At 72.0% G+C, this 14,824-nt stretch carries 5 protein-coding genes; all 5 read right to left on the bottom strand.

Going from position 1 to position 14,824, the window contains the following annotated elements; translation table 11 throughout:
• Positions 1 to 8: 8 nt before the first annotated feature.
• Positions 9 to 11,807 carry a hypothetical protein gene (locus AB0I51_RS12510; RefSeq protein ID WP_362974112.1) on the bottom strand — a complete coding sequence of 3,933 codons (11,799 nt, stop codon included), beginning with the start codon at positions 11,805 to 11,807 and terminating at the stop codon, positions 9 to 11.
• Position 11,808: 1 nt separating this feature from the next.
• Complete coding sequence (locus AB0I51_RS12505; protein ID WP_362974110.1) at positions 11,809 to 12,144, bottom strand: hypothetical protein; 336 nt, start codon at positions 12,142 to 12,144, stop codon at positions 11,809 to 11,811.
• Positions 12,141 to 12,623 (bottom strand): YbaB/EbfC family DNA-binding protein, encoded by a 483-nt coding sequence (locus AB0I51_RS12500; protein WP_362974109.1) that lies wholly within the window; start codon positions 12,621 to 12,623, stop codon positions 12,141 to 12,143. The genes AB0I51_RS12505 and AB0I51_RS12500 overlap by 4 nt, the downstream gene beginning before the upstream one ends.
• 412 nt (positions 12,624 to 13,035) lie before the next feature.
• Positions 13,036 to 13,992, bottom strand: coding sequence for an ornithine cyclodeaminase family protein (locus AB0I51_RS12495; protein ID WP_362974107.1), 957 nt, complete (start codon positions 13,990 to 13,992; stop codon positions 13,036 to 13,038).
• A complete protein-coding gene (locus tag AB0I51_RS12490; RefSeq protein ID WP_362974105.1) occupies positions 13,989 to 14,750 on the bottom strand; it encodes a helix-turn-helix domain-containing protein in 762 nt (253 codons plus the stop codon). Before AB0I51_RS12490 ends, AB0I51_RS12495 begins: the two co-directional genes overlap by 4 nt.
• Positions 14,751 to 14,824: the final 74 nt, after the last annotated feature.

Below are 14,824 nucleotides of genomic sequence, written 5' to 3'. Positions count from 1 at the left end.
GCCGGCCCTCACGGCTCGAAGCGGCGTACCGTCCCGTCGTCCGTCACCAGTGTCAGGACGATTCCCAGGTCACGGGCTGCCGTGCCCGCGGCGATCTCGGTGAGAAGGTCGTCGCGGCCCGCCCAGCGGCGCAGCAGCCGGTAGCGCTGTGCGAGGGTCAGGGTGAGGTCGCCGAGCGGGAGTGCGCCGGTCAGGGCCGCGAACGCGGCCTGGTCGGGTGTCGGGGTCACGCCCATCGCGGCGAGGTCGTCGAGCGACACTGTCGTGTGCGCCGGGGCCGCCCAGTCGGCGGCGGCCAGGCGGGGCGCCCTCGCCGCAGCGTCCGGAGCGGCGAGCCGGAACTCGGTCCAGCGGTGCAGTGCGTCGGACGGGTCCGGTCCCCCGAGAAGACCGCCGAGTCCCGGTCGGCCGAACGAGTCGGCCCCCCTCTTCCTCAGGGCGTCGACCAGCGCGGACGGCAACCAGTCGCCCCCGTCCGCGGGTTGGCGCAGCATCAAAGGTGCGGAAGCGGACCGGTTTGCGGTGTCCCCGGGCTTCGACTCGGGGGCCTTCGTGGCGCTCGACTTCACCTGCTCCGGGGCGACTTGGACGCCGAGGCGGTCGGTGAAGAGTGCGGCGACGTTGTCGAGCCAGTCGGCCGCGACCGCCGGGTCGATGTCCGGCCGTACCGACTTGCTCATGTAGCGGCCGGACTTGTCGTTCACGGTCCACGTCCGCAGGCTCTCGTTCCAGCGGAACTCGCCCGACACCCGGCTCGCGCCGGGCCGCGCACGGCCGCCCTCCCCGAAGACGGCCGCGATGCCGGTGTGTCCGAGGCCGTCGATCTCCGCCCGCAGCGACTCCACCGTCATGTCGGGGCGTCGGGTGCGGACGCCGACGAGCAGCGCGTCGAACTGGTCCTGGGCCATCACCTGCGAAGGCGCCTCGCTGCCGAGCAGCACACGGCCGTCGTCGGTCACCGTGTACAGCCACACCGCATCATGGTTGCCGGTGATCAGCAGGTCGGGGTCCACCTCTTCGAGGGGGATCCACAGCGGGTTCGCCCGTACGTCGCCCTCGTCGTCGCGCTCCTCGTCCTTCACCCGCTTCGGCATCACAGGGTCGCCGAAACCGGCGGTGAGGTCACCGCTCGGACCGGGCTGCGGCGCCGTCGGCAGCAACGTCTCGTAGTGGTCGATGCCGTTGTAAGCGACGTACACGGTCGGCCCGTTGGCGTCCTCGGAGAGGCGGTGCAGGACGGATCCGCCTTGGCCGTCGGGCTGGACGACGACGAGGTCGATGCCCAGCGATTGGGTGAGCAGCAGGGGTACGTCGTCGTAGAAGGGGGTGTGCCACAGTTCGGGCGAGCGGATCGCCCGGTCGACCAGCCCCCGCTCCCCCAGTGTGACGGTCTGCGCCGGCGTGGCGGGCACGACGGTCGGCAGGTGGCTGCGGATCTCCCGCCACAGCGCCCGCGACCTCGACGTGGCCGGGCCGTGCAGCGTTCGCAATACCAGTTGGCGCACGTTGTTTCCGTACGCCTGGTCGGTCAGCGCGCGCCGTCGGGCGATCGTCTCGGGCGCCGCACCGTCCTCCAGGCCCTCGGTCTTCAACTGGGCCTGGATGCGCGCCTGTTGCGTGGGGGTCAGCGGGAGGTGTGTCCGCAGGCCCAGCAGCGCGAGCAGGGGCCGCAGGCCGCGCAGATCCGGGTACCTGTCGTGGACGATCGTTTCCAACGGGTCGCGCGTGGCGTGCTGGTCGGCGGCAGCGGACGTCGCGTACCAGTCGGCGGTGTCGTTCCGCAGGTCGGCGACCGTCATCGTGTGTACGGCCGTGCCCCGCGCGGTGTGGCCGGGGTGCTGGGCACCGATGCCGGCGATGATGGCGGTGAACAGGCAGTTGCCGTCGGGAGTCACGTTCTGGACGGTCATCTGCCGCCCTTTCACGAGGACAGTCCGGGCGGGCGGCGACTGTTTGTCACGGACGGACTCGCCCTGTGCGGCCAAGTCAGGCTTTTCCTTGGGTTTCGTCTCCTTGCCCTTCGTGTCCTGGTCGCTCTTGGCTGCCTTGCCGTCACCGCCGTCGCCGCCCTTGCCCTTCGCGGCGTCGGCGTCCTTGGCGTCCTTGTCCCCCGGCGGCTCCGCGCCCCGAACGGGTGGCGCCGGCACCGGTGTCGCTGACCGCGGACGGGCCGACAGGTAGCTGTCACCCCGCCGGTAGACGGTCACCTGCCGGAGCGGTCCCGCCGTCGGATCGGCGGAGCCCGGGAAGAACCGGTAGCTGCCGTCCTCTCCCACGACCGTGAGGTCCACCCCGAGGGAACGCGCCGTCAGGTCCGCGGCAAGGTTCGCCGTCGCATCGTCCCAACGGCGGGCTCGCTGCACGTGCAGCCGTACGAGACTCTGACGCTGGGCGGGGGTGAGTGCGGTGAGCAGGGCGTCGGGCAGCCGTCCGCCGCTCTCCTCGACGGCGGCGGACAGGGCGAGGTCGCGCCGGAAGTGCTCGCCGAGCCTGCTGGTCAGTTCGGCCGTACGGAACACGGCTTGCGGGTCGAGCGTCACGTCCGGGGGCATGTCGATGCTCCGGGCGACGCGGCCGGCCAGTGCGGCACGTCGGGGTTCCGACACCGCCGTCGGCCCGCCGCGGTCCGCGACACCGAGGATTGCCGCGAAGAACCCGTTGCCGTCGCCGTCCGGTTCGTGCAGGTCGTAGACCCAGCTCCGGCCGTCGGGATCGATGGCGGTCAGGGTGCGGTGGTCCTGGGCCGCGTCGAAGCGGCGCAGCGACGGGTCCGGGGTGCCGTCCGTCTCCCACGGCGGGCGGCTGAACGCGGGGCGCAGTTCGGCGTTGCCCGCCGCCTCGTCCTGCTCCCCGCTGTCCTTCTTGTCCCCGTCCTCCTTCTTGTCGCCCTCCTTCTTGTCAGTGGTCTTCTTCTCCGTCACCGGTGCCTTCGCGGTGCCCGGTGCCGGTGGAGCCTGGAAGGCAACCTCGTCCGGTTCCTGGGTCGTGCCTAGCTGGGCGCGTCCAGCCGGTGTGGCCGCGAGCTGGTGCCAGCGGGTCAGTCGATCGGCGGCTTCCCGGACGCGCGCGTACTCGTCGGCGAGCGCCTCGGCGAAGGCACGTCGCTCGCCCAACTCCGCGGTGAAGACGTCCAGTTGGTCGCGTGCCGTGTCGCGGGCCGCACGGGCGGCGGTGACCTCGTCGTCGGCCGCACGCAACAGGGCCGTCACGCGGTCGTGCGCGGCGTCGCGTTCCGCGTCGTGGAGTTGCGCCCAGCCGTCGTGGGCGGGTTCCGCGCCGTCGTTCTCCTCTTCCAGGCGGGCGAGTTCGCCCCGTGCGGCGATCACCTGGGGCAGGGTCTCGGGGTCGCGGGCGGTGAGGGTGGTCAGCAGGTCCTCGGCGTCCGTGAGCGCGGTCTCGCGACGCGGGCCCTCGTCGCGGCGCAGCTCCCAGTACTTCTTGTCGGCGGCCGTCCACTCCTTGTCGGCCTTGGTGACCGCGTCCCACGCCTTGGCCGCCCTCGGCGGGAATCCGTCGTCCTCGATGAGGCCCAGTTCACGGGCGACGTCCTCGCGGACCCAGGCCAGGACGGTGGTCTCGGTCTCGCGTGCCTGCGGGGCGCGCTGCGGGTTGCCGAACGGGCTGCGCATCGCCCGCACCGGCGCGGAGTCCTTGACGTGATGGTGGACCGCGGCGACGCTCAGCCAGGTCGTGGGGATGGCGAACAGGAACGTGCGGGTGGTGTTCGGCTTGACGTTCACCGACGCAAGGCGGTCGCCGGCCGAGGCGAGGGTGTCGGACTCGGTCGAGACGTCGCCCGGTCCCGAGGCGCCCATCTGGTTGGTGCCGGTGGCGGAGGACGAGGTGGCGGGACCGCCGCCGATCGACGATTCGGTCTGTCCGACGCGCCCGGCGGTCGCGCCACCGCCCTGGACATGGCGCTTGGGGGCTTCGTGCTTCATGCCGTCGGTGACGGCGAGCAGCCGGGCCCGGCGGAACCTCGGCCGGGAGTACAGCCGGAGGTCGGCGTCGGCGCCGCCGAAGAAGCCGCGTTCGGTCAGGCCTGCCACCTCATAGCCGCCGGGGTCGAGGGTGCGGTCGTAGAAGGCGCTGAGTGCGCCGTTGCCGGTGCCGTCCTCCAGGTTCTGGGCGGGTCCGGTGCCGGCGCGGGTGAGCGGGGTGTCCTGGGCGCGGGCGATCAGGTCGTCGTCGAGTGTGTCGGTGAGCGGGAAGGTCGTGTCGTAGGCGGAGGCGAGAACAAGGAAGTTGTGGGTGTGGAGCTGGTCGACGCCGACGATCCGGCGGACCTTGAACCCGTCCGGCGGCATGGTGAACGGCTTCATGCTGTCGTCGGGGTGGAGCGTGTCGAGCCAGCCGCCGGGGCCGGTCGTGGCGGGCGGCGTGACGCGGCGGGAGGGTCCGGGGGCGTCGAGTGCGGGCGGGGCCAGCGGGTCGTCCCGTTCGGCGGTGGGGTCGACGGGGTCGGGGCGCATGAGGCTGAGCGGGTAGTGCTCGACGAGTTCTCCGACGTCGCCCTCGGAGCTGACGCGCAGCAGGCGCCGGCCGGAGACACCGCGCCAGGTGCGATGCGCGGCACGCTTGACCCAGGCGGAGGCGCCGGTGCCGGTCTGCGGGTCGCGGGTGTCGGTGACCTCCAGGGTGAGGCGCATCCGGTAGCGGGTGACGTACTCGGCGTGTCCCTGGGTCGTCGTGGCGGTGGCGATCCGGACGCTGCCCTCGGACTGGTTCTGGGCGGCGGTCTGCTGGGTGGAGCCGACCTCCGCGTACGTCGGTCCGGCCATCCGCACGGTGTCGTTGCCCGTGTGCGCGCCCTGGGCGACGGTGGTGCCGACGCTGGCACCGGAGGCACGGCCGCGGCCCTCCTGCGTGGTCTCCACGGCGTGCCGGTGCTCCTCGAACTCCACACTGTGGCCGAGGCCGCCGAAGCCGCTGCCGTCCGGTGCGGGTCTGCCGACGGGCACCTTCACCGGGATCAGTTCGGCACGCGCCCGTACCTTGCGGCTGCCGATCCACAGGTTGGCGGTGGACGAGCCCCAACGGCCCACGCGGGCGGGCACGGAGGAGCTGCCGCCGGTCATCTCCTTGCCGAGGGCGCGCACGACGCGTTCCGACATCAGCCGGTGCACCGTGTCCCGGTCGCCGGCCGTCAGGCCGAGCGGCCTCAACTGCCGGTCGAAGTCGTTGAGTACGGCGGCGGTGTCGAGCGCGGTGAGCGGGAAACTGCCGAACGGATGCTCCAGGAGCCAGGGTTGGGGCGACCACCGGCGCCGGGTGTAGAGCGGTACGTCGCCCCAGCGGTCCCGGAGCAGTCCCATCCGGTAGGCGCTCTTCTCCGGAACGTGCCCGACCCAGCCGTCGTTGACGAGGACCCGCCGCCCGGACGCGCCGGCGAGCCAGCGGGGCAATCGCCGTATGCCCGTCGCGCGTTCACCGACGAGGGTGGAGGTGGCCGCGATCTCGTGGTCGACGTCGGCGGTGACGAGTACCTGCCGGCCCTGGTCCTTGCGGTTGATCTCGGCGAGCGCGGTCCGGGTGACGGCACGGAAGCGGGACTTGTCGAGGCGGTAGGGGCTGGCGACGAGGCCGTAGTTGCCGGTGGTCCCGGTGCCGGTGTCGTGCGAGTGGAGGTAGACGAGCTGGCCGCCGAAGAACAGCGTGCTGGTGCTGGTGTGGCGTCCCGAGGCCTGGGTGGCGCCGCCGATGGTCGTCTCGGCCTCGATCGGGATGGCGCCCGTCACGGCGGTGAGGCTGCCGGGGCGCAGGCGGCTGCGGTGGGCGAGGACCGAGGAACGGTCCAGGTAGGGGGCCTTGGCCCACAGCCCGGAGGCGCGCCAGCCGGTCGGGGCGGACGACTGGTCGAAGTTCGCGGTGAGGAACTGGCTCTGGAACACGCGCAGTGCCGCGTCGTGGACTGGGGCGCCCTGGTGGGTCAGCATCCAGGAGTTGCCCGACGACTCCCGGAGGACGTCCTCGGCGGCCCGGCCGAGGGCGGGATCCGCGACGACCGCGAGGGTGAGGTACGGGTGGCGCCGGTACTCCTCGCGGCCCCGGCGGCCGGCCCGCTCGAACAGGCCGCGGGTGGCCAGCGCCAGGTCCCGTGCGGCCTGCCCGGTGGTCGCGAGGGGCACTCCGTGCAGGGGGTGGTGGGGACGTGAGGTGTCGCGGGCGGGCGTGTGCTCGACGGGCACGCCGAGCAGCACCCGTCCGACGGAGGGCCCCTTGGCGCCCGGCCCGGGGCGGGCCGGGCCCGGCGCCGGCGCACCGGTCGGGCCGATGAGGTTCTTCTCCCGCTCGGTGAGGACGAACGGCCGCGTTCCGAGCAGGTTGAGGAAGAGGACACCGCGCAGCAGGCCACGGAACCGGCGGAAGCCGCCGCGCCGCGCGGTGAGGGTGACCTCGTAGCTGTACAGGTGGGTGCCCTTGGTGCCGATCGACATGGCCTCGTGCGTGGCGGCGGCCCCGTAGCCGCTCTCCGAGTCGCTACGGCCGCCCCAGCGCACGCCGAGGGAACCGGTGCCGGCGTGCAGCGGGCCGCCCGCCTCGTCGGTCGCCCCGTCCCGCAGCGACAGCAGCCCTTCCGCGCCGATGTGAGCCCCGCGCGCGCTGTTCTGCCGTCCGCCGAGGTTCTCGCTGCCGGGTGCGCTGAACCGCAGCCTCAGGTCCTTCTGCGTGCCCTCGAAACGCCGGTCGGTCAGGGCGGCGTCGATCCACACGTAACGGTGTGCGCGGGTGGCGCGGCGGGAGTCGACCAGGGAGATCCGCAGCCCCGTGGTCATCATCGTCTCCAGGTTGCCCGCCATGCTGTGGAAGGCGAGGGTGTTGAGCACCTCCAGGGTGTTGGAGACCGCCATCTGGAAGTGGTCGGCGCTGCGCCAGCGGGGATTGGCGGGATCGAGTTCGGACAGCGGCGCGACGAGGTCCGGGTAGGCGCGCGCGACCTCGTCGAGGACCTGTTCGCCGAAGTGGTCGAGGAACGTGCGGTCCTCGCCGTCGATGTCCCGTACGTAGGAGCCGTCGGCGAACGTGAACTCCTCGACCCTGCTCATGCCGAGGGTGGGCGGCGAGTCCTGGGTGAGGTACGGCGGCACCCTGGGCGGGGTGCCGGGCGCGGGGCTCGCCTCTCCGGCGAGGCGGCGGGCCTCGGTGCGGGTGAGCCGTTCCACGGCCCACGTCTGGAACGTACGGGTGCGTGGTGCCTCGCTCCAGGTCCGCGGGGTGTTCTTGCGCAGCTTGCCGGGTGTCGAGCTCGCGTCGTCGCGCCTGCGGTCGGGCAGCGGTGCCTTGGTGTCGGGCGGTGCGGTGACCGTGACGGTCTTCTGGACCAGGTAGAGGCCCGTGGGGTCGCCCTTGGCCTGACCGGCGGACTTCACGGCGCCGGTTCCGCCGGTGACGGAGGCGCGGTTGCGGGAGGCGCCGTAGCGGAAGTTGAGACCGGCGAGCAGCCGCAGGTCGAACTTGCCCTGGTCGATGCCGAGAAGCTGGAAGGCGGGTCCGAGGGCACCGCCGATGTCGACGCCCGAGGACCTGCCGGTGGTCCGCTCGTTGCGGACCGTCGTCTGGGAGATGTCCCGGAGTTCGGCGGCGGTGGTCTCGCTGATGAGGACGGCCTCGCCGGGCTCCACCCGGACCGAGAAGACACCGAGCGGTTCGCGCCCCGCGTCGTCCTTGAACAGCGGCGGCGAGGTGACCGTCCCGGCCGCCATGACCCGGCTCATGCGGTGGAACCCGTCGGTGGAGAAGAACGAGTTGATCTGCTTGCCGGCCATGCTGTCGGTGTCCGTGCCGATCTGCTGGAGCGCCCAGTCCCGGATGTGTGCGACGGGGCCGAAGCTCTCCGTGTTCATCATGCGGTAGTGGGAGCCGCGGTCGAGCCGCATCCGCGGCGGCAGCCGGTCGGCGGGCGGCTTGGGCCGGGTGAGACTGTCGGCGATGCGCACGAACAGCCCGTCCCTGACGGCGAATCCGAAGGCGACCTGACCACGCGTGCCGGACGCGGACCTGATCGCCTTGCCGGTCCGGTCCACGGGGCGTCCGGCCGGATCGGTGACCTTGAACTCGTACCAGACGTCGTCGAGATGGGCGTGCGAGCCGTCGGTCGTACGGGTCTCGTTCTGGTTCACGACGAGGTTCTGCATGTTGTACTCGACCCGCTTGGTCCACGAGAACTGCGCGAAGACCCGTCCCCAGGGCGCGAACAGTGTCTTCACCGGTCCGAGCGGTGCGGTGGGCGCGAGGGACGCCGACGTGCTGTTCACGGCGACCCGGCCGGTGAGGGCGGTGTTGCGCTGCATCGTGTCGATCTTCACGGGGTTGGCGTAGCCGAAGGTGAACCTCTCCCACTGCCCGTACGGGCGGGCCGTGACCGTGAGAACCCGCGACTTGCCGTCCACCGTGCGGTAGTTGAACTGCTGCCCGTCGCCGAAGAAGCCGCTCGGGTTGTGGCCGAGAGCGTGTCGTACGTCGTCCAGGAGCCCGTCGCCGGCGCGGTTGCCGCCGGGACGCGCGGGACGGGGGCGGACGCCGGGCGGCTGCCGGAGGCTGAGGTCGAGCTGCTCGACGACGCGGTCGGCGCCGCGCAGGACACGGTCCCCCTGGCCGAGGGTGTAGGAGCGGCGCAGCAGATTGCGTGGCAGCCCGCGCAGCAACTCGCCGATGCCGCCCATGTAGACGGGCAGTTTTGCACCGTCGGTGAACGACGCGGGTCCGCCACCGCTGTACGGCGCAGGGGGGAGGTCGAGGTCGACGCGCGGCGGCCGACGGGAGTCCAGGTCGTGCACCACCCAGGTCGGCCCCGGCGTGGCGGGCTTCTTGACGGGCAGCGCGGTGAACTTGGCCTCGGCGTCCTCATCGATGGGGTCGAGCGTAGGGGTACGGCGGTTCGGCGGGGCGCCCTTGCGGGGCGGACCCGGCCGGCGGGGCTTCTCCGGGGGGTTGTCCGGGCCGCGGGGAGGTACCGAAGTCGACCTGTCGCCAGGGGACTTGAACAGCCCGTCGAACGGCACCTCCGTGATTGTGGTCGTCGAGTCGGTCGTGGTGGACGTCGTCGCGACGAGGGGGGTCCCGCTGCTCACGGTGACCACGGGCTGCGGATCGTCGGATGACTCCCCGGACTTGGGGGCACCGCCGCGCAGCCGCTGCGGCAGCCCGAGGCCCCTGCGGAGACCGTCGGCGAGCGAGGTCGCCTCCGCACGTGTCCCGCCCGCGGCCAGCACGTCGGCGACCTGGCGTACCGCGCTCCGGTACGGCTCGATCGCGTGACGCGAGTCCGCGAGCACCGGGTGGAGTTCCAGGGGCAGCACGAGCGCGGTGGCGGTGTCCCACGACTGGTGTGCGGTGTCCGGAGCCGACCCGGGCGTGTTCAGTGCGAAGTCAGTGAACGCGTCGTCCCACAGGCGCCGGCTGGCCGTGGCGGCGGCGGTGTCGAGGTGCCCGGACCATGGACCGGGTTGCAGCATCAGCGCCTTTGCCTGCTGCAAGGGTGTGAGTCCGGTCTCCAGCAAGGACAGTTTGCCGCTCCCCATGACCGCCTGGGTCTGCTGCTCGACGGTCAGGGCTGTTCCGGTGGAGGACAGGGCGGCTACGTCCACGTCGACATCGGCGGTCGGGAGGCCGACGGCGGAGAAGTCGTGGGGCAGGTCGCCCTCGGTCAACTGCGAGGCGATCCAGTGCCGTTGGGCGTCGGAGCGGTCCACCACGGGGACGATGGCGGAGGGCTGCGCCGACGAGTCGGAGCCGAGGTCCAGGGCGGCGGAGGCGTGGGAACGCGGTACCTCGCCCGGTTCACCCAGGAGCGTCTCCGTCCGCGAGAGGTCCTCCTGGGCCTGCCGCACCCTGTCGTCCGCGTCGTGCAGCGCGGTGACGTCGCGGCTCGTTCCCTCACCGGCCTCGACCCGCACGCGCAGCCGTTCGGCGGTGTCGACCGTGTGCTGCGACGACCGTACGGCGTCGGCATGGGCGTCGTGGGCCGCGCCTACGAGCGGGGCGGAGTGGGTGACGGTGCCAGGGCCCGTGGTGTCCGTTGTTGGCGGAGCCACGGTCTTTCCCTTGCCGGTGCCGGTGCCCGTGCCGTTGATCGAACTCCCGTGCTCAGGAGGGCCGTTGTGGGTGGCCGCGGCAGGGACGGTCGTCCCTGCGGTGGGCGCCGCGGGGGTCGACGTCACCGGGGGCGGCGGCAACTCCGCGGCGGGCGGGTCGACAACAGGGTTGTTCTGATCCAGGGCCGGGGGTGGGAGCGGGTCCGACTCCACCTCGGGGGTGTTCAAGTCGTGTGTCTGCGGCGGGGGTTCGGTTCCATTGTCGTTGCTGTTGCTGCCGTGCGTCGCGACAGGCGGTACGGGAGAGGCACTGCCGCCGGTGGCGGTCGGGATGGCGGGCGGGGCGGACGGTGGGACCGTCACGGGACCTGTCGGCGGCGCGGACGCCCCAACCGCAGGCGGAACGAGAGGCGTTGGAGACCCCACGACAGGCGGAACGACCGGGACGGGCGTGTGGGGCGGTGGGTCGACGACATGGACCGGAGGCGCCTTCGTGGGTGTGCCGGTGTCCGTGTCGATGTGGTTGCCGGCGTCGGTGTCCGTGTCCACGGGCGTGTACGGACCGCTTGCCGCACCGGACTTGGTGCCGCCGCTTCCGCCCGGGCCAGTGTTCGGAGCGACGGTGTCGGCGTCTCCGGTGTCGGTGTCGGTGTTGGAGACCGTTGTGGAGATCGTCGGCGGGTTGCCGAAGTTCTTGAGCCAGTCGGCACTGTTGGTGACCGCGTGCTCGGCTCCCGCCTCGAAGCGCTCGCTCAGGCCCGACCCGACGAACGTCTGCCAGCTCGGTGTGAAGTCCCCGAAGAACGCACCCATCACGAGGGACTCCGCCAGCGTCTCCGAAGCGCCGTCCGCGATGAACTCACCGCTCTGGTCGAGCGCCTTGGCGGAGAAGCTCTCGTCGCCGTGGGGTGTCGGCGTCACATGCGGGGTGGCAGTGGGGGTCGTCTTGGGGAAGTGGGTCCCGGGTCCCGGCGCGGGGCCGGCCTTCGGCCTGTTCTTCAGGTTCAGGTCGGTGGTGTTCGGCTTCGGCCCCTTCTGCCCGCCCAGGTTGATGTCGTCGAACTTCTTCCCCAGGTCACCGAGGTTGTTGAGGTTGTTCGTGACGTTCTTCATCGTCTTCGTGAAGATCGGCGCGAGGAACCCGGCGACGGCGCCGAACGCGGCGCTGAGACCGATGTCGCCCCAGTCGATCGACTTCGGCCGTTGCCCCTTGGGGGCGCCCGTCATCATGGCCAGCCGGACCGCGAGCGTCATGAAGGCCTCCTCGGCGGCCTCCAGGAAGCTGGGCAACAGGTGCGTGCGGCGCGAGAGTTCGAGCAGGACCTCCAGGATGAACACGCGGCTGCGGGCACGTGCCACCGCTGCCTCGCCGGCGCTGGCGCCGCCGGTGAAGAAGGACATCACCGCGAGGATCGCGAGTTCGATGAACAGGCGGATGAGTTCGGCGATGATGTTCCACTTCGCCTCGCGGATCTGCATGGCGATGTTGACCTGGTTCTTGGCCACCTTGTCCAGGTCGGCCTCGAACTTGTCGAGATAGGGCAGGACTTGGTTGATCGCCCCGATGAACTGGTCGGCGGTTCCCTTGGGGAGACCCTCCCCCACGGCCAGTACTGCTTGTTTCGCCCGTGACTTGAGCGCGCCGACGTGCTGGTGGAGCTGGTCGAACGACCGGCTGGTGTCGTAGGCGTGGTCCTCGTTGGCCTCCAGGAACTTTTCCCCGATGAGGATGAAGAACAGCCAGTTGAGCTTGGGAGAGACGACGATGGCCACGTTACGGCCGGCTCCCGGTCCGCCCTTGTTGTTCGTGGATGGCGTCGATGATCCCGCCCTGCGTGCCGCGGATCGAGCGCAGGTTGTCCAGGGTGCCGTCGCCCACGGCCGAGATGCCCGCGGCGATGGCGTCGATGGTGGCGAGGACGGAGTCGCGGGTCTGGACGAACTCCTTCCTGAGCTGCTGCCCGTAGCTGTCGTTGCCGGTCCAGCTGGTGTCGGCCAGGGCGGCATGGGCGGACGTGCCGACCTCGTCGGCAAACCTGCCGAGGTCCTCGATGACACGGCTGCCGCCGATGATGGCCGCCGGGTTCGATGTGTAGGACGGGCCGGTCATCGGGTGTCTCCGTCGTCGGCGATCTCGTCGTGCAGTGGAGTGCGTGCGGCGGGCCTGGCGGAGCTGCTGCGGGTGGGGGTGGACGGGCCCACGAACCGGGCCCAGTCGATGTCGAGTCCGGCGAGTTCGGGCACTTGCGGGCCGGGGGCGTCGAGCGGCCGTAAGTGGCGGGCCGCCTCGCGTCGTGCCTGCGCGCGGCCCGTTTCGACCGCCTCGATGATCGCCGCGCCCAGTTCCGCGCTCGACATCTGACGGAACTTGTCACCCAGGAACCGCAGGTCGCTCAGTTCGCCCCGGGGTCCGACGGTGACCTCGACGGAGCCGTCCTTGGAGACCGTGGCCGGGTAGAAGTCGGCCATGTCGGCCTCCGCGCGTGCCACGTCCCGCTCGGCTGCCGCCAGTTCGACTCTGGCCCGGGCGAGACGTCGCTCCAGCTGCTCCTCGTAGCCGTCCGGGCCGGACTCGGGCTCCTGGGTCATCCGGTCTCCATCTTCCTCGTACTCCACTCACCGTGGGCGGCCACGGCACGGACCGGCGCGAACGCCGGGCCGCCCGTACCGGCGGGGCCCACGTCGGCAGCACGGACACATGCCGGCTGCGATCACGTCGGCGCGTACCGGAGGTCCCGTCCGTACGCACCCGGGGCCCGCATCACTCGCCCTGTGACAGGATGCGCGCGGCTCGGGCCCACAGACGTCCGATCATGGCCGGGGTGGTTGACGTCCGCCCGAACGGCACATGACGTGCAATGGATGAAGATCCGCATTCGCATTAACTTCACCTGTACCAGGGCGACTTGAAGTTGCGGTGTGACCGATGAGAGAGAACCGGCGACGGCCCGGCCGTGGGGAGACCATGGCCCCGCTGTTCCTTGAGCGGGGTCTCCGTCCCTCACAGGTCCACGCGTACTCCCCAGCCCTGTTCGAGCGCCGCGTTGTAGGCCACCCGGACCGCCGCGACGTCGAGGGCGGCGTGGCCGGTGGACTTGAAGACGGTGAGGGCGTCGGTGTCGCCGCCGCGGCCGGGATGGCCGCCGTCGAGGACGGACCCCAGGAGGGTCACCGGCCGGCCGGGGGCGAGCTTCTGGAATTCGTGGGCGCCCGCCGGTGGTGGCGCGGTGGCTGCGCCGGTCCACTCGGCGAACAGGACCGCGTCCCGGACGGTGTCGGGGTCCAGTTCGGGTCCCTGGGAGCCGCCGACGGACGAGACATGGACGCCGGGAGCGAGCCACTCGCGCCGGACGACGGGCGCGGTGGCGCCGGTACAGCAGAACACCACGTCGGCGCCGCGTACCGCCTCCTCGACTCCGGCGGCGACCCGCGCACCGGGACACAGCGCGGCCGCCGAACCGGCCCGTACCGGATCACGGCCTGCCACCGTCACCTCGGTCTCCGGCCACACCGTCGCGAGCAGCGCCAGCTGGGCGCGGGCCTGGGCGCCTGTCCCCAGCACCGCCACCCGGCCGCGACCGGGGCGGACGGCCAGGGCCATGGCGCTCCGGGTGGCGACGGCCGCCGTGCGGATCTCGGTCAGCGACTCGCCGTCCACGAGCGCCAGCGCGCGCCCGTCGTGTTCGTCGAACAGTGCCACCAGCCCCCGGTGGAAACCGCGTCCGGGGTGCCGTGGATCGGCGGTCACGGTCACCAGCTTCGCGGCCAGCCCGAGCCCGGGGACGTAGCCGGGCATCGCGCCCAGCAGGCCGGTCGGGGTCAGGGCGGCGATCCGCGGCGGTACGGAGACCTCGTCGCGTGCGACGGAGACCAGGGCCCGGCCCACCGCGTCGAGGACGGCGTCGGGCCGCAACGCGGCGGCCGTCTGTCGACGGTCCAGCACCAGCAGGCCGCTCACCGGCCGGCCTCCGCCGTGCCGGCGGTCAGGGCCATTCCCAGTGCGTCCGCCGCCGCGCGCAATTCCCGCTCCACGGAGGCCAGTTGCGGCCTGTCGAACTCGGCGTCCGGTCCCACGACCGTCAGTGCGCACACCGGAGCACCGGGGTCGGGCACCACCGCCCGGCTGACCGAGGCCACCAGCTTGTCGTTACGACCGCGCTCCACGGCGACACCGGTCCGTTCCACCTCGGCCAACTCGCGTGCCACGTCGGCGGCTTCGTCGCCGAGTCCGTTCAACCACCGTGCTCTCGCGTCCGGTTCGAGTGCGGCGACCAGGGCCAGCGGCCCGGCGAACCGCCGTACCGGCAGCAGTTCGCCCCGCAAGTGGCTGATCATGGCCAGCCGTTCGGGCCTGACCACGTCGATCACCCGGGCGCCGCCCTCCTCCAGGACCTGGAGGTTGACCATCATCGAGGTCGCGGCGGACAGCCGTTCCAGCACCGGGCGGGCCAGCGCGGTCAGCGAGTTGCCCGCGGCCGAGGCCGACATCCGGAGCACGGCGGCACCGGGCAGATAGCGGTCACCGGCCCGCAGCACCCAGCCCCGCCGGACCAGGTCCAGCAGGATCCGGTAGGCGGTGGCGCGGTGCAGGCCCACCTCGGCGGCCAGATCGGTCAGCCGCACCGGGTGCGGTGCGCGCGAGACGGCCTCGACCAGGTCGAGCGCCTTGTCCACGGCCGACCTGGGCGGCTCCGGGGTACGGGGTGCGACGGGCATGGCGGCGGTTCTTCCCTTTCGTCCACGGTGCGGCCCCGGACCGGCGCGTCCGGGCGCGGTGGCCTGTCCGGTTC

Source organism: Streptomyces sp. NPDC050549, assembly GCF_040655035.1.
Classification (GTDB): Bacteria; Actinomycetota; Actinomycetes; order Streptomycetales; family Streptomycetaceae; genus Streptomyces.
This window is presented reverse-complemented; position numbering and strand designations above follow the sequence as displayed.